The sequence below is a fragment of the Streptomyces pseudogriseolus genome, from assembly GCA_002154585.1.
Classification (GTDB): Bacteria; Actinomycetota; Actinomycetes; order Streptomycetales; family Streptomycetaceae; genus Streptomyces; species Streptomyces pseudogriseolus.
On the sequence record MUNG01000180.1, the window covers coordinates 467 to 20652 of the forward strand.

The following is a 20186-nucleotide window of genomic DNA, read 5'->3' on the forward strand; positions in this document are numbered from 1 at the left end:
ACGCCCTCCTCGACGGCGATGCCCTCCTTCCGGCACACCTCGCCCAGGTACTCGCGGAGCGTGCCGGGGGGGACGAGCCGGAACGGGTAGTGGTGCGTCCGCGACCGGATCGTGCCGATGACCTTCTCGGGCTCGGTGGTCGCGAAGATGAACTTCAGATGCTCCGGCGGCTCCTCGACGACCTTGAGCAGCGCGTTGAAACCGGCCGACGTGACCATGTGGGCCTCGTCGATGATGTAGATCTTGTACCGGCTGCTCGCGGGCCCGAAGAAGGCCTTCTCGCGCAGGTCACGGGCATCGTCCACGCCACCGTGGGACGCGGCGTCGATCTCGATGACGTCGATCGAACCGGGCCCGTTGCGCGCGAGGTCCTGGCAGGACTGGCACTCACCGCACGGCGTCGGCGTCGGACCCTGCTCGCAGTTCAGGCACCGCGCGAGGATCCGCGCACTGGTCGTCTTGCCGCAGCCGCGGGGCCCGCTGAACAGGTACGCGTGATTGACCCGGTTGTTCCGCAGCGCCTGCTGCAACGGGTCGGTGACATGCTCCTGCCCGATGACCTCGGCGAAGGACTCGGGTCGGTAGCGGCGGTACAGCGCGAGAGACGACACGTCTACGAGGTTATAGGCGCGCACCGACAACCGGACCGGCCGCCGGGGAACGCAAGCGCCCCCCACGCACCCGCCAGAGCCGACCTACCCTTGCTGCCTTCCGGCCCTGGGGGAGTTCAGTCAGATAGCGCCGCGTGAGGGGCTACGCAGAGGCTACCTCATCGTGGGGTGCGGGAACGAGTTCGCGAGCACTCCTCTCGGTCATGTAATGTTTCCGGCGGAGGATTCGCCTAGAGGCCTAGGGCGCACGCTTGGAAAGCGTGTTGGGGGCAACCCCTCACGAGTTCGAATCTCGTATCCTCCGCCAGTGCCTCACCGGGCACGATGTCGAAGGGCCCCACCGGTCGCGGTGGGGCCCTTCGACGTTGTCCGTCCCGGTCCGGTTCCGGGTCCGTGTCCATGACCACAGCGAGCGGACCGCGTGAAGGCGCATACTGAGCCATGACCAAGCCTGCGGCACCGCGTCGTCATCTGCCCACCAGCCCCTTCAAGGTCCCGGTCGCACCGGCTCCCAAGCACTTCGCCACGGGGGACCAGGTCACCCATGACGTGTACGGCCTCGGCCGGGTCGTCGGCATCGAGGACGGAGTCGCGGCGCTCGTGGACTTCGGCTCGACGCCCGTGCGGGTCCTGAGCCCGTACGCCAAGATGACCAAGCTCTAGGACCGCCGTACCGCTGGACCACTGTGCCCGCTCACGGCACACCAGGCCCTTCTCAGGGACCTGTCACGAAAGGCAGACCTCTCATCGACCAGACATCGCTGTTCTCGGCCCCGGAAGGGCAGGCCCACCGTTCCACCACGGTGTCGCCGCCTCCGACGACCCAGCCCTTCCAGGCCCCCGACTTCGGTGAGGACGTGACCTCCTGGACCGAGGACGCGCAGGAGCCCTCCCCGAACACGCCTACGACAAGGCGCAGGGCCGCTTAGCGGGGGTGTGACTTACGCGCGGTCCCGCGGTCACAGCCCCCGCTCCCTCATCACCTTCTGTTCCGCCTGTTCCACCAGGAACCGGGCCACCGGGTCGCCGCCGGCGCGGCGGACCGCGCCGCGTACCAGGGCGAGGTAGAAGAGGGTCGGTGCGCAGGGGGTCCAGCGGGATTCCGGTTCATCCGCGATGAAGCCGAGGACCGACTCCGGGTCCGCGTCGACGAACGCGAAGCGGTCGTGTTCCCACTTGTCGGTGACGCCGCGCGTCCACCGCAGGCGCAGGGCCGCCTCGTCGAGCTCGGGGGCCACCGCGCGGCAGAACACCGCCCACTGGTGGTTCACGACGTCGAGTCCGAGGCCGAGCAGTTCGATCTCGGTCCCGTCCCCGTCGTGCACGGCGAGTTCCTCGAGGAGGGCGCGGCGGGCGACCGCGTGCAGGCTGACCGGGCTGCCGTCCGCGGGGAGGTCGTGCTGCTGGGCGAGTCCCTCGTTGGCCGAGGAGTTCCAGCGTCCGCTGTTCGGCCCGGCGACCTGTGCGCTGCGCCGGGAGAACAGCATCTTGCCGTCCTTGCCGGTCTCCAGGGCCACGTTGACGCCGAGGCTGCAGTTCATCCAGGACGGCGCGTCCACCGGGTCGCTGCCCTCGAGGTACTGCTCGCGCAGGGTGAGACCGTTCTTCTGGCGGCGGTCCAGGTTGAGCGAGGTGGTGAGGAAGTCGAAGTAGTCGGCGTCCCGGAGGGCGAGGGAGAGCACCGGGTACTCGGCGATGTGCGTCCGGGTCACCACGACCCGTTCGACCGCGAAGCGCGCGTTGTTCCACCGGTGCGGCAGCCCGGCGGCCTCCTTGCGCTCCTCCTCCTCTTCGATCGCGCGCCGCCATCCCGCGATCTCCTCCGGGAAGCGCACCCGCTCCGGCGTGTACGTGATGTGGACGTTGTCCTCGTCGATCGCCTGGACGCCGTCGCCCTCGAAAAGATGACAGTCCGTCGCCCGGCCAACCACGGTGAATCTGTCACGCATCGCCAACTCCACTGGTAAACAGGCTGTGGTGGACACTCACGGGGGGTGCTGTCGAAGCTCATGGTACGGAGCAGCACGGAAGGCCGACCGGCTTTACAGAAGACCGAGGACCGTTTTTCCCGCCTGGTGGGCACGGTCGCCGTACCGGAGTACGCGCATCCGGACCCGGCGGAGCGGGAGCGGCTGAACCGGCCGCATCTGCCCGACGTGCGTGACCGGTTCACACGGACGGTGCGGGAACGGCTCGGCTTCCGGGGCACCATGCGCGCGGACCGGCGAGGGGCCACGCGGCAGCAACTGTGGGCAGGGCTCGAGGAGTTCCTGGCCGACGGCGCCGAGCGGAAGATCCTCTACTGGACGGGGCACGGCGTGCAGCGCCGTGACGAGGGCTACTTCCTCGCCTGTGCCGACTCCTGGGAGTCCGGGGAGTTCGACCCGGACAAGGCCGTTCCGCTGCTCGACCTGGTGGGCCTGCTGCTGCGTCCGGAGTTCGAGTCGGACACCCTGCTGATCGTCGACGCCTGTTCCTCGCAGAGCTACAACGCGCTGACCGAGGCCGTACGCCATGCCGTGGAGCTGCAGCGCGACCCCGCGGTGGTCCGCGCGTGGGAGACCCGGCGGAAGGGGTTCGCCGTCATCGGCACGTCCGGGGCGGACGCCCAGGTTCCGGCCGGCCGGTGGGTGACCTGGCTGGAGGAGGCGCTGGGCCGGCCGGACTTCACGGCGGACGACGCGTCCCGCCCGTTCGAGCCGCAGGCGCTGTACCTGCCGCTGCCGTACCTGTGCCAGGCGGTGGACGCGCGCGCCGCGGACGACGGTCTGGACGAACCGGCGCAGCGGCCGGACTGCTGGGAGATCCGCGCCCTGCCCAACAGCTTCCTCGACAACCCGTACCACGAGCGGTCCGACCGGCGCCCGTACACGCCGGCCGTGCTGACCCGGCGCAAGCCGTGGATCGAGGCCGAGCAGTTCGGCCTCGAGGACAACAGCCATCTGCACCGGCACTTCGCGGGCCGCCGGGACGCCCTCAGCCGGATCGTGCGCTGGATGGACACCCATCCGCAGGGGATGCTCGCGGTGACGGGTCTGGCGGGCACCGGGAAGACCGCGCTGCTCGGCCGTCTCGCGCTCACCTCGCTGCCCGGCTGGCGGGCGGCCCTCGGTCCCGGGCTCGACCCGGCGACACTCCCCCGCACGGGCACCGTCCACGCGGCGCTGAGCTGCCAGGGGCAGTCCGCCCACTCGCTCGCCGCCCAGCTGCGGGAGGTCCTGTCGGCGATCGACGGGGCGCCGGCGCTGCCGGAGGAGCCGGTGACCTCGGAGCGGTTCACGGAGGCCTTCGAGCTGTTGGTCGGGCGGGCGGGGTCGGTGAACCTCCTCTTCGACGGACTCGACGAGGCGCTCCCCGACCAGGCGCACGCGATCGCCCGGCACGTCCTCGGCCCGCTCGCCCGCACACTCGGCGTCCGGGTGATCGTCGCCACCCGGGCCCAGCCGCGCCGGCGCACCACCGCGCCCGCGGAGGAGGAGTCGCTGCTGGACGCGCTGGAGCTCAGCGTCGAGCCCTTGGTCCTGGGGGACGACGCGGAGGCCCGGGCGAGCATCGCCGGCATGGTGCGGTCCGTCCTGGACACGGACGGCTCCCCGTACCGGGGCGAGGCACGCCAGGAGGACCGGGAGTGGACGGCGGAGATCGTCGCGCAACGCAGTCACGGCTCGTTCCTGGTGGCCCGCCTGGTCGCGGCCGGCCTCACCCGCCGCGCCACGGTCGTGTCCGAGACGGAGCTGCTGGCGTGGCTGCGCGACGGCGGCACCGACCTGCGGGCCCGCCTCGCGGAGGAGACGGCCCATCTCGCCGGGCAGCCCGGCGCGCGGCGGGCCCACGAGGTGCTGCGGGCGCTCGCGGTGGCCCAGGGCCCCGTCCCGGCCGAGGACGCGGCCTGGCCGGCCCTGGCCGACGCACTGCGCGACCCCGGCACGCCGCAGCTCACCGCGCGGGACGTGCGGCAGGTGTGCCGGAGCGCGGGCGGCGGCATCGTCGCCGCCCAGAAGGACGGCGGCCGGACCCGGTACCAGCTGGCCCACCCGAGCTTCGGCGACTTCTTCCTCTCCGACGCCGGGCTGACCACGCGCGAGGCGCACCGCCGGGTGCTCGACGCGCTGCGCGCCGGCGTGCACGGCGACTGGAGCCGGGCCGACGACTACACGCTCGACTACCTGGGCGCCCACGCCGCCCAGGTGGGGCCCGAGGCACTGCGCAGGCTGTTCGAGGACGTGGACTTCCTGCTGCGCACCAACCCGGACGTCATGCTGCCGCTCGCGGCGGGCCCGGCCCGGAACTGCGACGGCGCCGCGCTGTACAGCAGGGTCGCGGGCGCGTTCCCGCGGGCGTCGGGCCGCGTGTCCGAGGAGGTGCTGCTGCGGCGCAAGGCGCTGCTCAGCGCCACCGCCTTCGTCAGCCACCGCGACGGGACGTACCGGACGCTGCGCCGCCCGGACGGTTTCCTGCCCTGGGAGGAGTACTGGACGGACGTGCCGCCCGACCCTCCGGAGTGGCGGCGCACGGCGCCGCCCGGCGGCGCCCGGGCCCTGAGCTGGCGCGCCGGCGCCGGACCGGCGGGGTCGTCCTCGGCGGACACCCTGACCGCGGGCGGGCTGGGGGAGATCCAGGTCCTGCACCCGGAGTCGGGGGTGCGGCTGCTGACACGCCGGCTGCCCCGGAGCGGCGACGGACGCGGACGCCCGCTGAGCGAGGTCCGCGAGGTGGGCGCCGGCGCCCGCTGGACCACGGTCGCCCGCGACGACCAGTCCGTGTACTTCTGGCACGCGGGGGCCCGCACGCCCGTCCAGGAGTACCGGTGGGGCGGCAGCGTGCGCGCGCTGTCGGCGGCCGAGGCGGGCGGCGAGTGCGTGGCCCTGGCCGCCGACGGGGACCGGCTGTGGGTGTGGTCCTGGCACAGCGGCGGCCAGGTGGACACCCGGCTGGCGCAGGTCCGCACCGCGGACGTCCGCCAGCTGGCGCTCCTCGTCCTGGGCCCGCGGATGTTCGTCCTGACCGCAGGCGCCGAGCGGGTGGAGCTGCTGGAACTGGTCGTCTCCCGGCACCGGGACGCCCTTCTGCGCCCCTGCGCCGCCGAGGCCGGGGTGACGTTGGCCGCGCCGGCCATGGCGGCCGCTGCGTTCCCCGTCTCGGACCGGGAGGGCTGTCTCGCCGTCTCCGACGGCACCGCCGTGCACGTCTGGCGGTGCGAGGCCGCGCCCGGCCGGGAGCCGGTCCTGCACCCGCTGGGGACCCACCCGTCCCACACCCGCGGTCTGGCCTTCGGACGCCACGGCGACGAGGTGCTGCTCGCCGGGTACGAGGAGGTCGCCGTGCGGCTCTGGTCCGTCGAGCGGGAGGACCGCCGGGCCACCCTCGCGCTCGACGCGCCCCGGGAGGGCGCGATGGCGTTCGAGCCGGGCGGTCAGGGGCTGCTCGCGATCGCCGACGGCCCGTTCATCCGCGTGGTGGACGTGGCACCGGCGCTGGAGACCGGCTACGGCGTCCGGCGCCGGCCGAGCAACGAACGCCCGGTCCTGTCCCTCACCGGCGCCCCGGAAGGACCGCCCCTGCTGTGCCGGGCGTGGCACGACCGGATCCGGGTCTCCCGCCCCGGGCAGGACGATCCGGCGTCCCTTCCGGCCACGGAACTCGCGCACGAGGGGCGGATCGTGACGGCCGTGGACGCGGTGCGGACGGCGGACGGCTGGGCGGTGGCCGCGGCGGCCGGACGGTCCGTGCGGCTGTGGCGGCTCGACGAGGGCCTGACGGCCACCGGGCACCAGGACATCCCCCTCGGCGGGGACGCGGGCACGCCCGCGCGCTCGCTGAGCCTCGTCGGCACCCCGGACGGCACGACACTGCGGCTGAGCGTCGCGGACGGCCGGCGGCTGGTGCGCCACGCGGTCCCGGCCGGTCTCTCCGCCGCGGGCGCCGCGCTCCCCGTGATCCGGACCGACCGTGGGTTCTGCGGGATCGATGCGCGATTCCTGCGCGACGGCTCGTACTGGACGGCCGGTGACCTGAGCGACCAGCTCCGGGTGTGGACGGAGGGCGGCCAGGGCGTCGAACAGCGCGTCCTGCTGACCGCCGCCCCGTCCGGCCTCGCGCTGGGGGAGCTGTACGACGACGAGGACGACGCCTCCATGCCCCTGCTGGCCTGGGCGGACCACGGGAGCGTGTACGTCAAGGACTGTTCGGGCGACGGGAGCCACCCCCCGGAGCGGCTGCCGGGGGTCTTCCCCGACGTCACGTCCCTGGTGTTCGCCGGCCCGGCGGAGCAGCCGGTGCTGCTGGTGTGCACGCCGGAGTCGGTGTCCCGGGCCTGGGACCTGTGGTCGCAGCGGTGGCTGGACGGCACGGGGGTCACCGACAGGGGTTACGCCGTGCACGCCGTCGCGACCGCGGCGGACGCGGAGGGACTGGTCATGGCCCTGCAAGGGGAGGACCGGTGCGATCTGATCCGGCTGCCGCACACGTTCCTCGGCGCCGGGACAGGGGGAGAGTGAGTGGAACACGATCTGGTGGTCTTCGTCCCGGGGTTCCTCGGCACCCGGCTGTACCGGGACGGTCAGGACGTCTGGGCGCGGTGCAGTGAGCGGCTGATCGACTCGGCCGCCACGGCGCTCACCGAGGCGGCCCTCCCCCCGGGACTGGGGGACGCGCTGCCCGACGCCCCGCACCGCCTGGACGCCGGAGGGCTGCTCCAGGTTCCGGACTCCGTGCCCGGGCTGCTGTCCTGCCTGGGGTATCCGGACCTCCGGGCCGCTCTCGGGGACCCGCCCGACGCGCAGTTCGTGCCGTTCGGGTACGACTGGCGGCTCTCCCACCGGCTCGTGGCCCGGCAGTTGAAGGAGCGGGTGGCCCGCGAACTCGACCGCTGGCGGGCGGAGGCGGACGCCCGCCATCCGGACCGGCCGGACGACCCGCGGGTCATCCTCGTCTGCCACGGGACGGGCGGTCTGGCCGGGCGGCACTACCTCGAGTGCGAGGGCGGCCGGGACACGGCACGGGCCCTGATCACCCTCGGCACCCCGCAGCAGGGACTGGTGCAGGCCGCCCGGGTGCTGGCCGGTAAGGCGGTCCCCGGCGGCGCGGGCCCCGACGGGGACATGGCCGCCCGGCTCAACGAGGCGCTGCGCGCATGGGCGCTGAACCTGCCGGCGGTCGCCGAGCTGCTGCCGAACTTCCGCGCCGTGCGGGTCGAGGGAGGAGCACGCGAGCGGACGATCACCCAACGCCCGGTGCCCGGAGTCCCGTCCGAGGCCGTCCAGCGGATGCGGGCGTTCCAGGAGGAGTTCCGGCTGGCCTGCGACCGGAACGGGCGGTCCGGCACCCTCCCGTACGAGGTGCACTGCCTCGGCAGCGTCGACTTCCCCACTCCCGAGGCGCTCGTGCTCCCGGCCGGCCCCGGCGGGGAAGGCCTCGCCGACGACCTGCTGGGCCCCGGCGACGGCACGGTGCCGCGCCGGTCGGCGCTCGCGGACTGGACCGGTACGGACCCGATGCTGTGGACCGGTGTCCGCCATGCGGACCCGGCGGGCGCACCCGCTCTCCGCGACACCATGCTCGCGGTCCGTCGGGGGCGCACGCCCGACGGGTCGCTGGCCGGCCCGGACGGCATCGTCCTGCACTTCCCGCGCGACCCGGTCGCCGCGGGCCGTCCGTTCGTGATCGAACTGCTGGGGCACGACCTGCCGCAGCGCGATCTGCGGACCTTCATGTGGCGTTCGGGCCGCGTCCGTGAGAAGCAGCCGGTCGTCTTCGAACAGTACGAGCCCGACCGCTACCGGGCGGAGCTGGCGGCGGCCCCGGGCCGCTGGGTGGTCGAGGCAGAGGTCGACCGGCCGAAGGGACGCGACCGGAGGGACGTCACGGTCGTCGCGGTATGAGACGGGAGCGGGCATGACCGGAACCACCGGTACGGCGGCATGGCCGCGCTGCGGGCGTCCGGAGGGCGGCGAGCCCTGCCCGGGACGCAAGGTGGACCCGTACCCGGCCTGCCTGGCGCATCTGGACGACACCGACCGCGCCGCTCATCTCGCCACGCTGAGCCCGGGAGCCGACCTCGACCACCGGGGCACGCCCCTCACCCAGGACCTGCTCGACGAACTCCTCGCACCCCTCAGGGCCCCCGGGACAGGACGGGCCCGGGTGGGGAGGGCGGACTTCGACGCGGTGCGGTTCAGCGGGGAGGCGGAGATCCGGGACGTCGGCTTCGACGGGTACTGCTCGTTCACGTCGGCGGTGTTCGACGCGGGCCTGTACCTGGAGGCGGTGCGCACCGGAGGCGATCTCAGGCTCGATTCGGCCCATGTCGCCGGCGACCTGTGGCTCGACGACTGCGAGGTGGACGGAGACGCCTGGTTCCCCAAGGCGCGCGTCGACGGCGCGTTGCGGTTCTGCGGGCGCAAGGTCGGGCGCAGCGCGGTGTTCAGGGACCTGACCTGCGCGGAGGCCCGTGTCGAGGGCGTCGACTTCGAGCGGGGCGCCGACTTCACGGGCCTACGCGTCACCGGGACGGCCGGCTTCGACGGCGCGCACTTCCTGAACGGTGCCGCCTGCTTCGACCGGGCGGACATCGGAGGGGACATGCCCTTCGACGGCGCCCGCTTCGACGCGAACGCCACGTTCGAGGACGCCACGATCGGCGGTGACCTGTCCTTCGTCGACGCCGCCGCGCGAGCCGACGTGTGCTTCCGGCGGACCGTCTTCCGGCGCACCGCCGTGATCGGCCCGCTCGTCTGCCCGGGGACGGTGGACTTCTCGGACGCCGTGTTCGAGACCGCGGTGACGCTGGAGGTGGCGGCCAAGGAGGTGCGGTGCGTGCGGACCCGGTGGGCGTCCACGGCGGCGCTGCGCCTGCGGTACGCCGACGTCGACCTGACCGACGCGACGCCGGCGTTCCCGGTGAGCGTCGTCGGCCGGCCGCGCCCGTTCGTCTCCCCGGCGGGGGACGAGATCGCGGAACCGGGCCTCGCCCGGAAACAGGTGGGCGTCGTCTCGGTCAAGGGCGTGGACGCGGCGTACCTGATGCTGGCCGACGTCGACCTGACCAGGTGTCTCTTCGTCGAGGCGGTGCACCTGGACCAGCTGCGTCTCGAAGGCCGCTGCCGTCTGGCGGAGCCTCCGGGCGGGCCGCGCTGGATCCGCCGCCGGACCCTCGCCGAGGAACACCACTGGCGGGCGACCCGGTACCGCGGCTGGACCCCGGCCCCGGACCACGGCCGGCACGACCCCGACGTGCTCGCGCCCGTCTACCGGCAGCTGCGCAAGGCCCTCGAGGACGGCCGGAACGAACCCGGGGCGGCCGACTTCTACTACGGCGAGATGGAGATGCGCCGCCACAGCGACTCCGCCTCGCGCGGCGAGCGCACGCTGCTGTGGCTGTACTGGGCGCTCTCCGGCTACGGCCTGCGCGCCGCACGGGCGCTCGCCTGGCTCCTGCTGGCGATGACGGCCACCGTGTTCGCGATGATGCTGTGGGGGCTGCCCAAGGGCGATCCCGACCCGGTCAGCGAGGGCACCTCCGACGGCCGGCGGATCACCCTGACGACCAAGAAGCCGACGCCCGTCAATCCGGACGGGGCGTACTCCCGCCGCATCTCGGGGGAGCGGTTCGAGAAGTCCCTGCGGGTGGTGGCCAACTCGGTGATCTTCCGCGCCTCGGGGCAGGACCTCACCACCACCGGGACGTACGTCGAGATGACCGCCCGGCTCGTAGAACCGGGCCTGCTCGCCCTCGCCGTCCTCGCCGTGCGCAGCCGGGTGAAGCGCTGACCCGCCGGCCCGCGCGTCAGCGCGTGATCCGGACCCGCCGCTCCACCGTCACCTGGTCGATGTCCGACACCCGGACCGTCAGTTTCATCGTCCAGGCGCCCTCCAGGGGGAGGGTGAGGTCGTTGGTGGCCCAGTAGCCGCCCCGGTCGGTGAGGCGGGCGTCGATCGGGCCCACGTCCTTGGCCGGGAGGGTGAAGGTGACGCGGACCTCCGGGACGAAGGTCAGGGCGCCCTGGGGGCCGAAGACCACCGCCTGGAGGCCGTTCTCGCCGACCCGGCCCGGGTCCATCGTCAGCTGGACCGTGCCGCTGCCGCCGGGCGTCCCCGTGTCGTAGGGGACCGTGAGCGCCTGCGCGCCGGGCAGGCCCGCCACCTGCGGTTCGGGCGCCTTCGCGGCCTCGGCCTCCGCCCGCGAGGGCAGCGTGCCGGTGAGCACCGTGGTGACGAGCAGGACGGCCACCGCGACGACCACCTCCGCGAGGACGGAGCGGCGCAGGGCGCGGCGGTGGAGGGCTTCCGGTGCGGCGGTGGTCATGTGCGTGGTCCTCGGTCCGGGGGGCGGGCCCGCCGCGCCCACCAGCGCCGGTTCGCGTTCCTCGGCCTCCCGCGGGACGGCGAGCAGGGCCGTCCAGCGGCGGGACAGGGCCGCGGCGAGCAGCAGGAACACCGTCGCCGCCAGCTTCACGGTGAGCGTGCGGCCGTACGCCGTCCCCGTGAGGGCGGACCAGGAGCCGAGGCCGCGCCAGGACTGGTAGGCGCCGGTGACGACGAGGACCGTCACCGACGTGAACGCCAGGCGGGAGAAGCGGGCCACCGTCGCGTACGGCGGCGGGGTCTTCGCGCGGTGGAGGGTGAGCAGCAGGGCCGTCAGGCCGCCGAGCCAGCACGCCATGGCCAGCAGGTGCAGCACCGACGACGTCATGGCGACCGGGACCTGGATGCCGGCCGAGGCGTGTTCGGCGGACGCCCAGGTCAGGGCCAGGGCGACGGAGAAGGCCGCGCCCGCCGTCACGCGGATGCGCAGCGGCCGGCCGCGCAGGACCGGCACCAGGAGCGCGGCCGTCAGCAGGAGGGCCGTGCGGGAGAGGAGGGCCAGACCCGGGCGGCCGTTCAGCGTGTCGGGGAACGCCGAGAGGTCCAGCGCCGTCGCCGGTGACGTGCCCCTCTCGTACGGGGCCCGCAGGATCAGCAACGCCAATGTCGTCACCAGCAGGGTCCACCAGCCGAACAGCAGCGGCGCCCGCAGCGGGCCGGGGTCCGGCGGGCGGCACAGGGCCGCGAACGCCGCCGTGCCGACGAGCAGCGCGGCGGCGATGTAGGCGAGGTAGCGGCCGGTGTCGTAGAGGCTCTTGGTGACCGGGTGTTCGGCGTGGTCGGCGGGGGCCGCGGGCGGGGTGGGGGACGGCTTGCCGACGGAGAAGGTGAACGCGCCCGAGACGGGGTGGCTGTCCGCCGAGACCACCCGCCACGCCACCGTGTAGGTGCCCTCGTCGAGGTCGCGGGGCAGGGCGGCGCGGGCGGTGTCGGCGGAACCGGCCGCGTGCTCGGGCTCCTCCATGTGGACGCGGCGGTTGTCGGGGCCGTAGACCCGGAAGGAGTCCTCGAGCAGGCCCACGGACTCGGTGAACGTCAGGGTGATGTGGGTGGGCGGCGCCTTGACGACGCTCCCGTCCTCGGGGTCGCTGGCGCGCAGCGCCGCGTGGGCGCTCGCGGGGGCCGTGCCCGTGAGGAGCAGGATCAGCAGGGTGCCCAGCAGCACCAGGGCCCGCAGGCACCGTGACCCGCCTGCTCGGCCGCCCGCCGCCCCGTCGCGCCGTCGCTCCACGTCGTACCCGCCTCCCGGCCCGTCCGCCTCCCGTGGAGTACGGACGGCAGGCGCGGTCCGCTCAACGGGACCGGGAACGGATCTGCACGGATCTACCAGGTCGGGCGGGAGGTCGCCCCTCCGTCCACCACCAGGTCGTGACCGGTCACCCAGGACGCGAGCGGGGAGGCCAGGAACACGCAGGCGTCGCCGACGTCCTCCGGACGGCCGAGGCGTCCCACGGCGGACGCCTCCCGCCAGCGGCGTACGCCCTCCGGCCAGGCGTCGGCCAGGCCCTCCCGGTCGATCAGGCCGGGCGAGACCGTGTTGACGCGCACGCCCCAGGACCCGTACTCCAGGGCGGCCGTGCGGGCGTGCATCACCACCGCGGCCTTGGCCGCGCCGTAGTGGGCGTGGCCGGGGGCGGGGAAGCGGGCCTCGACGGAGGCGATGTGGGTGACGGAGCCGCCGCCCTGGTCGCGCATCAGTCGTGCCGCCGCCTGGGTGCAGGCGAAGACGGAGGTGAGGTTGGTGTCGACGACCGCGCGCCACTCGGCCGCCGTCATCCCGGCGAGTTCCTGGACCGGCTGCACCCCGGCGTTGTTGACCAGCGCGGTGAGCCGGCCGCCGAACCGTTCGGCGGCCTCGGCGACCAGCCGGTGGCAGGCGCCCTCGTCGGTGAGGTCGGCCCGCAGGACGACGGCCCGGCCGCCCGCCTCCCGGACGGCGACCGCCGTCTCCTGCGCGGACGCGACCGAGGTGCGGCAGTGCAGGGCGACGGCCGCGCCCTCCTCGGCGAGCCGGCGGGCGATGCCCCGGCCGATGCCGCCGCCGGCGCCGGTGACCAGGGCGACCTGGCCGTGCAGCAGTCCCCGCCCGCTCATGGGCGGCCCAGTGCGGCGACGAGGTTCGCCCGGTCGGGGTAACGGGCCGCCAGTTCGGCCGGGTCGCCGTGCTCGTAGCCCTCGTAGGTGAACCCGGGGGCCATCGTGCAGCCGAACAGGGTCCAGGAGCCGCCGTCGGCGACCCGGGCGCCCATCCAGGTGCCGGCCGGGACGGTGAACTGGACGTGCTGGCCGCCGAGCACGTCGGGGCCGAGGACGGGGGTGCTGCTGGTGCCGTCGGGGGCGAGCAGCAGCATCCGCAGCGGGTCGCCGAGGTAGTGGTGCCAGGTCTCGTCCGCGGGCAGGCGGTGCAGGGCGGAGAAGTCGCCGGGCCCGGCGGTGAGCAGGGCGACGATGGCGGTGCCCTCGGGGCGGCCGTCGGGCCGGGCGGGACCGGCCCAGGTCTGCCGGAACCGGCCTCCCTCCCGGGGGATCGGCTCCAGTCCGAAGTGGGCGACGAGGTCGTCGGGGGTCACCCTCCGAAGGCTACCTCCCGGGTGAGGAACGCGAGTTGTGCTCGCTTCTCCGGCAGGTACACGTCCGGCAGGTCGACCTCCGGGAGCACCACCCGGGGCCCGGCGGTGAAGCCCTGCCGGAGAAACCGGGCGATCGCCTTCTCGTTGGCGACGTCCGGGTCGACGACGACCCGCCGCCTGTCCAGCACCAGCAGGACGTACGCGGCGACGACGGCCGCGAGCCCCCCGGTCCAGCCGGAGCGGGTCCCGCCAGGCCGCGCGGGCGCGAGCAGCAGGTGCATGCCGATGTCGCCCGGCTCGACGGGGTAGCACTCGCCCACCCGGTCGGCCTCCGGCTCGTACGTCTGGAGCAGCGCGGCCGGGTCGCCGTCCTTGACGACGAGGTACGCGTGATGGGTGTCGAGGGTGTCCATGTGCGCGTAGATCTCGTGGACCTGCTGCTCGGTGAGGCCGTTCATGCCCCAGAACACGGCGCGTTCCTCGCTCACCCAGCGGTGCAGCAGGGGGGCGTCGGCGGCCGGGTCCAGCGGCAGGACGCGCACGGCGCCGAAGCCGTCGACCGTCTGCTCGTGGACGGCCGGGCGGGAGGCGTACGGATCAGACATCGGTCTCCTTCGTCAGCTGCGCCCAGTCGGTGACGACCGGGGCCAGGTCTCCGGCGAGCCACAGGGGCTGCTGGTCGCGGTGGTGGGGCGAGCCGGGGCGGCCCGAGGCGCCGTGCGGCACCACCCAGCGGCTGTCCTCGCGGCGGGCCAGGTCCCAGACGTAGCGTGCGGCGGGCCCGCGGGCGGCGAGGTCGGTGAGGCCGGGCACGGCGGAGGTGCACAGGACGCAGTCGTGGTCGCCGGACAGTCCGGGCTCCTCCCGCGGCGTCTCGGGCGGCAGGGCGCGCCAGGGCGCGAGACGGTGGGTGTCGCCCCAGACGCCGGCGGGCGGCGCGGCGGCCACCTCCTCCAGCGCCGCGCGCACGACGGCCGGGCGGTCGATGCCGAACAGGTCCTCGGCGGCCAGCAGGTGTTCCAGGGCGAATCCGACCCGCGGGACCAGCGCGAGCCAGGGACGGAAGACCTCCGGGTACGGCGGCGGGGCCGCGGCGGCCGCGAGGGCGGGCTCGGCGGCCAGGCGGCGGACGACCGCGCCGCGCAGGGCCGCGAAGGCCGCCGCGTCGGCGCTGCCGGCGTCCATGTGCCGGTCCCAGGCCAGCAGCCGCTCGCGCAGGGCGGCCGCGGGGCCGGTGAGACCGGGGGCGCCGGGGGTGTCGAGCGCGGCCAGGTGGTCCAGGAGGGGTGCGGCGGAGGCGAGGTGGGTGTCGGTGTGGATCGCGGCCATGTCGGCGGCGGACCAGCGGTGCCGGCGGGCGAGCAGCGCGGCGATGCGGTCGGCTCGGTGCGGCGGGGCGAACTCGACGCCGAGCGGGGCGGCGGGGCCGCGCTGGTTGGCCATCACGGCGACGCCGTCGTCGAGGCCGGCGCGGGGCGTCTCGTGCCAGCCGTGCCATGCGTGGCCGGGCTCCCACGCGGGCACCAGGCGGACGCGGTGGGCGGCGGAGCGCACGGGGACGCGTCCGGCAACCCGGTGCAGGGTGCCGCCCTCGGTGTCGGCGGCCAGGACGACGTTGACCGGCTCGGCCCACAGGTCGGCGGCGCGGTCCACGTCGGCGACGCGGCGCGCCCGCAGCAGCGGCAGCAGGGCGCCGAAGCCGAGGTCGCCGGTGACGCGGGGCGGGTACCGCAGGGCGACGGCGAGCGGCGGCTCCCCCGGCTCGGGCACGGTGCCGTCGAGGCCCTCGGGGCCGCCGACGACGACGGGTCCGCGCCCGGTCTCGACGACCTCCACCTCGACCGGCTCCTCGCCCGCGACCTCGACGGTCTCGGTGTGCCGGGCGGCCCGCCGCCAGACGCCGTCCGGGCCGAGCGCCTCGATCCCGGCGCCGGTGCGGCGCAGCCGCTCGCGGTAGAGGTCCTGGTAGTCGGCCATGGCGTTGGTGATGGCCCAGGCGACCGTGCCGGTGTGGCCGAAGTGGGCGATGCCCGGGACGCCGGGCACGGCGAGGCCGACGACGTCGAACTCCGGGCAGGACAGACGTATCTGCTGGTAGACGCCCGGGTCCTCGATGAAGCGGTGCGGGTCCCCGGCGAGGATCGCCTGCCCGGTGACCGTGCGCTCCCCCGCGACCAGCCAGCCGTTGCTGCCGGAGGTGCCGGGGCCGTCGGTGGCGAACAGGCCCACGGCGTCCGCCCCGAGGCACGCGGCGGCGTGGTCGCGCCACAGCTTGGCGGGGAAACCGGCGAAGAGGAGGTGCGCGGACAGCCACACGGCCAGCGGCGTCCACGGCTCCCAGCGGCCGGGACGGATGCCGGCGCGGGTGAACTCCGGGGCATCGTGCCCGTCCAGGCCCTGGTTGACGCCGGTGACGTACGCCTGGAGCCAGTCGGCGGTCTCCGGGTCGTCCTCCTCCAGGCGGGTGAGGCAGCGGCGGGCGGTGTCGGCCACCCGGGCGCGCCGGACCAGCACGTCCCAGGACAGCGCCCCGGCGCCCAGGAAGGAGGCCGAGGTGCCCTGGGCGCGGTGCCGCTCCACCTCGATCTGCCAGCCGCGGTCGCGGGCGGTCACCAGGCCCTGGAGGCGGGCGAGTTCACGCGCGTCGTCGGCCCGCAGATGGGGGATCCCCCAGGGGTCCCGGAAGATCGCACCGGACACTGTGCCCTCATTTCACTTTAGGTTAGGCTCCCCTAAGTAAACCGTGACGTGGCGGAATCGTACGCGAAGGGTGAAGGCGCGATGGGGCAGGGGCGGGGTTGGGAGGGCGCGGTCCTCAAACTGATGCGTGCGAAGGACTTCGAGTTCACCGTGACGGGCGGCGAGGACGTCACCGCCGACTACCGGCGGCTGACCTTCACCGACGGCGGGATGCTGGCGACCACCGGCGTCCACCCGACGATGTGGGTAAGGCTGTGGTTCGACAACGCGGGCCGGCCGCACCAGCGCGCCTACACCCTGGTCGACCCCGACCCGCAGACCGGTGCCTTCGCCCTGGAGTTCGCGCTGCACGAGGGCTGCGCCAGCGACTGGGCGCGGGCCGCGAAGCCCGGCGACACCATCGAGGCCACGGTGCAGGGCACCGGCTTCGAGCACCCGGACCCCGCCCCCTCCCATGTCTGCGTCGTCGGCGACCCGGCCTCGCTGCCGGCCGTCAACTCCCTGCTGGGCGCCCTGGGCGACGCCCCGGCCACCGTCTGGTTCGAGGGCTCCCTCGACGGGCTGCCGTGCCTGGCCGACCCCGCACGGCACGAGGTGCGTGAGGTGCCCCGGCGCGACGGGGGCGCGGCCCTGGTGGAGCGCGTCCGCGCCGAACTGCCGGAGCTGCTGGCGTCCGGCCCCGACCCGTACGTGTGGATCGCCTGCGACACCGCGACCACCCGGGCGCTGGGCGCGTTCGTCCGCAAGGAACTGGGCGTGCCCAAGCAGCGGGTGCACGCGCTCGGGTACTGGCGCGCGAGCTGACCCGCGACGCGCGATCAACCGGGTGACGCGCGATCATCGGGGCATGGACGTCACACTGCACCTCGCCCAGGACCCCGACGCCGACCGGCTGCTGGGCCGCAGCCCGCTCGCCGCGCTGACCGGCATGCTGCTGGACCAGCAGATCCCCATGGAATGGGCGTTCAAGGGCCCGGCGACGATCGCGCGGCGGCTCGGCGCGGACGACCTCGACGCGCACGAGATCGCCGCGTACGACCCCGAGGCGTTCGCCGCGCTGCTCTCCGAGAAGCCCGCCGTGCACCGCTACCCCGGGTCGATGGCGGGCCGCGTCCAGCAGCTGTGCCGGTACCTCGTCGAGCACTACGACGGTGACGCCGAGGCGGTCTGGCGGGGCGTGGACGACGGCCGTCAGCTGCTGAAGCGGCTCCAGGACCTGCCCGGTTTCGGCAAGCAGAAGGCGCAGATCTTCCTCGCCCTGCTCGGCAAGCGGCTCGGCGTCCGCCCCGCGGGCTGGCGGGAGGCGGCCGGCGCGTACGGCGAGGAGGACTCCTTCCGCTCGGTCGCGGACATCACGGGCCCGGAGTCGCTGGCGAAGGTGCGGGCGCACAAGCAGGAGATGAAGGCGGCGGCGAAAGCGGCGAAGAAGACGGGCGCGTGACGGGCGCGCCCGGGGCCGTATCCCAGGCGGGTGTCCGCCCCGAGCCCGGAATCTGACACTTTCCGACGTCTTTTACGGCGGCGTACTGCGTCGCCATGGCTGCGCCCGGAACGTCTCGACCGGTAGGCTTTCCGTGTGATCTTCAAGCGCATCGGAAACGGCCGGCCGTACCCCGACCACGGCCGGGAAAGCACCCGGCAGTGGGCGGACGTGGCGCCGCGCCCGGTCCGCCTCGATCAGCTCGTGACGACCAAGCAGCAGCTCGACCTCGAGACCCTCCTCGCCGAGGACTCGACCTTCTACGGCGACCTCTTCGCGCACGTCGTGAAGTGGCGGGGCGACCTGTACCTCGAGGACGGACTGCACCGCGCGGTGCGGGCGGCGCTCCAGCAGCGCCAGGTGCTCCACGCACGCGTTCTCGAACTCGACTGACGCCCGTCGAACCCTCTGGCGGCCCGGTTTGGCCCTTTCGGGTTGGACTGCACCCAGTCGAATGATCATCTAGTAGGCATAGCAGCCCGGGCGCACTACGCTGCGCTCATGAGCATGCTCACTCCACCCGGCATGGGCGGCCAGTACCGCATCACGGGTGACAAGTACCCGCGGATGCGCCGGCCCCGGCGGCGCGGCAAGCTCGTCGTGCTGACCGTCGCCTCCGTCGCCGTGCTCGGTGTGGGCGGCTGGGGCACGCTGCAGCTCATCGACGTGTTCACCGGCGGCGGCGACTCCGCGTCCGCGGCCGGCACCAAGGCCGCCTGCGGCATCGGGGCGAAGCCGTCGGCGAGTCCCGCGGGGGCCGCCGAGCCGGTGCCCCGGCCCGGCACGATCACCGTCAACGTGCTCAACGCCACGACCCGCGGCGGACTCGCGCAGAAGACCGCCGACGAGCTGAAGAAGCGCGGCTTCCGCATCGGCGAGGTCGCCAACGCGCCCGCGACGTTCGACAAGAAGGTCAAGGGCACCGGCGTGCTGCTCGGCCCCGCCGCCGCGCTGGACACGGCGCTGCCGGTGCTGGGCACCCAGCTGGCCGGCGCCGAGCGCCGCACGGACCCGGCCCGCAAGGGCGCAGCGCTCGATCTGATCATCGGCGACGCGTTCCGGGGCCTGACGGCGAAGGCGGCCGCGGACAAGGCGCTGACCGCACTGGCCAACCCCGAGCCGGCGGCCGCCTCGAAGAAGAACTGCTGAGCGCGGGTTACTCCGCGGCTCCGTACATGCGGTCGCCCGCGTCGCCGAGGCCCGGGACGATGTAGCCGTGCTCGTTGAGGCGCTCGTCGACGGAGGCCGTCACGACCGTGACCGGCGTGCCGGCCAGCTCGCGCTCCATGACCTCGACGCCCTCCGGCGCGGCCAGCAGCACCACGGCGGTCACGTCGTCCGCGCCGCGCGCGATCAGCTCCTGGATGGCCGCGACGAGCGTGCCGCCGGTCGCCAGCATCGGGTCCAGGACATACACCTGGCGGCCCGAGAGGTCGTCCGGCATGCGCGTGGCGTAGGTGGAGGCCTGGAGCGTCTCCTCGTTGCGCACCATGCCCAGGAAGCCCACCTCGGCGGTCGGCAGCAGCCGGACCATGCCGTCCAGCATGCCGAGGCCGGCCCGCAGGATCGGCACCACCAGGGGGCGAGGGTGGGACAGCTTCACGCCCGTGGTCTGCGCCACCGGTGTCTTGATGTCGACCTGTTCGGTGCGCACGTCGCGCGTGGCCTCGTAGGCGAGCAGGGTGACCAGCTCGTCGGCGAGACGGCGGAAGGTCGCGGAGTCGGTGCGCTGGTCGCGCAGCGTGGTGAGCTTGTGGGCGACCAGGGGGTGGTCGACGACGTGGAGACGCATGGCGTCAACCCTAACCGGGACGCGGAGGGGCGGCGTCCAGCTGCGGGGCAAGGGGCTGGGGCGCCCGTCACTCCTTTGCCGGCGTCAAACCGTCCGGTCGGGGGAAGGTGGGAAGGACGGACTGGGGTGATGAAGCTATGCCTGAGCAGGAGGATCGCGGGAATCCGTCGGCCGGGGCTGCCCGGGACACGGGCGAGGTGGACTGGGAGGCCGAGCGCCGGCGGCGGCGGGCGCGGTTCTTGAGGGAACTGGCGGAGGCGCGGGCGCTGCGGGACCGGGTGCAGCCTCGGCGGGCGAAGGCGGCGCGGTTGCGGCACGCGATGCGGATGCGCACGTTCCGCTGGTAGCGGCACCCCGAAAACGCCGGCGCGCCGACCCGGCTGGGAGCTGCAGCGGGGATGCCCCGCTCACCCCGGCGGCATCAGTGCCGGCGGTCAGCGGGAGCCGCGCTTCCCTCCATGCGGCGGCGCGAGTGACCACGGCGGGTGGGGTACCAGGCACCGGCGTTGGTGCGGGCCGGGGGGTGTTTGCGCACCTCGGCGCCAACGAGGCGCCGCCGCGCCCACCCTCCCCCACTCTCGGCTTCGCTCGAGCGGGAGGTACCCCCATCGCCCTGGGGGTACCTCCCAGGCCCTCAAGGCACTGGGGGAGGCACGAATGCCCGCGCTGGG

Annotated in this window: 17 protein-coding genes, 1 tRNA gene and 1 other RNA gene; 10 read left to right on the forward strand and 9 right to left on the reverse strand. The window is 74.3% G+C overall.

The features are described 5' to 3' along the window. Positions 1–611 (reverse strand): DNA polymerase III subunit gamma/tau (gene dnaX / locus CCN29_RS35955; protein ID WP_442538398.1); only part of this gene is annotated, 611 nt, incomplete at its 3' end. A 48-nt stretch (positions 612–659) separates the two neighbouring features. After that, positions 660–758, reverse strand: an RNA gene (gene ffs / locus CCN29_RS17395) — signal recognition particle sRNA small type. Between the two features lie 72 nt (positions 759–830). On the opposite strand from ffs, the gene CCN29_RS17400 reads away from it, so the two are divergent. Next, positions 831–918 (forward strand) — tRNA-Ser (locus tag CCN29_RS17400). A gap of 134 nt (positions 919–1052) precedes the next feature. Continuing rightward, positions 1053–1274, forward strand: a complete 222-nt coding sequence (locus CCN29_RS17405) for a hypothetical protein (protein ID WP_006134555.1) — start codon at positions 1053–1055, stop codon at positions 1272–1274. Between the two features lie 296 nt (positions 1275–1570). Here CCN29_RS17405 and CCN29_RS17415 read toward each other — a convergent pair whose 3' ends face one another. Beyond that, on the reverse strand, positions 1571–2560 hold the full coding sequence (locus CCN29_RS17415; protein WP_037816683.1) for a hypothetical protein: 990 nt from the start codon (positions 2558–2560) through the stop codon (positions 1571–1573). Positions 2561–2686: 126 nt separating this feature from the next. On the opposite strand from CCN29_RS17415, the gene CCN29_RS17420 reads away from it, so the two are divergent. From CCN29_RS17420 to CCN29_RS17430, 3 genes are read left to right on the forward strand one after another with little or no spacing between them, the layout of a single operon-like run. After that, the gene (locus tag CCN29_RS17420) at positions 2687–7108 is read left to right on the forward strand and encodes a peptidase C14 caspase catalytic subunit p20 (RefSeq protein WP_442538399.1); all 4422 of its coding nucleotides are present in this window, start codon (positions 2687–2689) and stop codon (positions 7106–7108) included. Next, positions 7109–8491, forward strand: a complete 1383-nt coding sequence (locus tag CCN29_RS17425) for an esterase/lipase family protein (protein WP_086682966.1) — start codon at positions 7109–7111, stop codon at positions 8489–8491. Positions 8492–8504: 13 nt separating this feature from the next. Next, the gene (locus CCN29_RS17430) at positions 8505–10379 is read left to right on the forward strand and encodes a pentapeptide repeat-containing protein (protein ID WP_006134559.1); all 1875 of its coding nucleotides are present in this window, start codon (positions 8505–8507) and stop codon (positions 10377–10379) included. A 16-nt stretch (positions 10380–10395) separates the two neighbouring features. Here CCN29_RS17430 and CCN29_RS17435 read toward each other — a convergent pair whose 3' ends face one another. The 5 genes from CCN29_RS17435 to CCN29_RS17455 all read right to left on the reverse strand — a co-directional run bounded on the left by CCN29_RS17435 (position 10396) and on the right by CCN29_RS17455 (position 16243). Next, entirely contained in the window at positions 10396–12138 is a 1743-nt protein-coding gene (locus tag CCN29_RS17435; RefSeq protein WP_086682969.1) for a copper resistance CopC/CopD family protein, read from the reverse strand. A gap of 158 nt (positions 12139–12296) precedes the next feature. Continuing rightward, positions 12297–13067, reverse strand: coding sequence for an SDR family NAD(P)-dependent oxidoreductase (locus CCN29_RS17440; protein WP_031018310.1), 771 nt, complete (start codon positions 13065–13067; stop codon positions 12297–12299). After that, positions 13064–13543, reverse strand: a complete 480-nt coding sequence (locus CCN29_RS17445; RefSeq protein ID WP_031065549.1) for a cupin domain-containing protein — start codon at positions 13541–13543, stop codon at positions 13064–13066. The genes CCN29_RS17440 and CCN29_RS17445 overlap by 4 nt, the downstream gene beginning before the upstream one ends. Beyond that, entirely contained in the window at positions 13540–14148 is a 609-nt protein-coding gene (locus CCN29_RS17450) for a GNAT family N-acetyltransferase (protein WP_086682972.1), read from the reverse strand. The genes CCN29_RS17445 and CCN29_RS17450 overlap by 4 nt, the downstream gene beginning before the upstream one ends. Then, complete coding sequence (locus CCN29_RS17455) at positions 14141–16243, reverse strand: penicillin acylase family protein (protein ID WP_086682975.1); 2103 nt, start codon at positions 16241–16243, stop codon at positions 14141–14143. Before CCN29_RS17455 ends, CCN29_RS17450 begins: the two co-directional genes overlap by 8 nt. Before the next feature lie 81 nt (positions 16244–16324). Between CCN29_RS17455 and CCN29_RS17460 the strand changes: the two genes are divergently transcribed. The 4 genes from CCN29_RS17460 (at position 16325) to CCN29_RS17475 (ending at position 18872) form a co-directional block, all read left to right on the forward strand. Then, positions 16325–17047, forward strand: a complete 723-nt coding sequence (locus CCN29_RS17460) for a siderophore-interacting protein (RefSeq protein WP_006132808.1) — start codon at positions 16325–16327, stop codon at positions 17045–17047. Positions 17048–17090: 43 nt separating this feature from the next. Continuing rightward, positions 17091–17684, forward strand: a complete 594-nt coding sequence (locus tag CCN29_RS17465; RefSeq protein WP_006132806.1) for an HhH-GPD-type base excision DNA repair protein — start codon at positions 17091–17093, stop codon at positions 17682–17684. Positions 17685–17819: 135 nt separating this feature from the next. Next, entirely contained in the window at positions 17820–18116 is a 297-nt protein-coding gene (locus CCN29_RS17470; protein ID WP_004929488.1) for a type II toxin-antitoxin system VapB family antitoxin, read from the forward strand. A 132-nt stretch (positions 18117–18248) separates the two neighbouring features. Further along, positions 18249–18872, forward strand: coding sequence for a LytR C-terminal domain-containing protein (locus CCN29_RS17475; RefSeq protein WP_006132803.1), 624 nt, complete (start codon positions 18249–18251; stop codon positions 18870–18872). A 7-nt stretch (positions 18873–18879) separates the two neighbouring features. Here CCN29_RS17475 and upp read toward each other — a convergent pair whose 3' ends face one another. After that, entirely contained in the window at positions 18880–19515 is a 636-nt protein-coding gene (gene upp, locus CCN29_RS17480) for a uracil phosphoribosyltransferase (protein ID WP_006132801.1), read from the reverse strand. A 137-nt stretch (positions 19516–19652) separates the two neighbouring features. Between upp and CCN29_RS17485 the strand changes: the two genes are divergently transcribed. Continuing rightward, entirely contained in the window at positions 19653–19862 is a 210-nt protein-coding gene (locus tag CCN29_RS17485; RefSeq protein ID WP_006132800.1) for a hypothetical protein, read from the forward strand. Positions 19863–20186: the final 324 nt, after the last annotated feature.

Bases quoted from the DNA above. Each gene is read 5' to 3' on its own strand.
- CCN29_RS17405 (WP_006134555.1), top strand. From the start codon at position 1,053: ATGACCAAGCCTGCGGCACCGCGTCGTCATCTGCCCACCAGCCCCTTC.
- CCN29_RS17415 (WP_037816683.1), bottom strand. From the start codon at position 2,560: ATGCGTGACAGATTCACCGTGGTTGGCCGGGCGACGGACTGTCATCTT.
- CCN29_RS17430 (WP_006134559.1), top strand. From the start codon at position 8,505: ATGACCGGAACCACCGGTACGGCGGCATGGCCGCGCTGCGGGCGTCCG.
- CCN29_RS17440 (WP_031018310.1), bottom strand. From the start codon at position 13,067: ATGAGCGGGCGGGGACTGCTGCACGGCCAGGTCGCCCTGGTCACCGGC.
- CCN29_RS17450 (WP_086682972.1), bottom strand. From the start codon at position 14,148: ATGTCTGATCCGTACGCCTCCCGCCCGGCCGTCCACGAGCAGACGGTC.
- CCN29_RS17460 (WP_006132808.1), top strand. From the start codon at position 16,325: ATGGGGCAGGGGCGGGGTTGGGAGGGCGCGGTCCTCAAACTGATGCGT.
- CCN29_RS17465 (WP_006132806.1), top strand. From the start codon at position 17,091: ATGGACGTCACACTGCACCTCGCCCAGGACCCCGACGCCGACCGGCTG.
- CCN29_RS17475 (WP_006132803.1), top strand. From the start codon at position 18,249: ATGGGCGGCCAGTACCGCATCACGGGTGACAAGTACCCGCGGATGCGC.
- upp (WP_006132801.1), bottom strand. From the start codon at position 19,515: ATGCGTCTCCACGTCGTCGACCACCCCCTGGTCGCCCACAAGCTCACC.
- CCN29_RS17485 (WP_006132800.1), top strand. From the start codon at position 19,653: ATGCCTGAGCAGGAGGATCGCGGGAATCCGTCGGCCGGGGCTGCCCGG.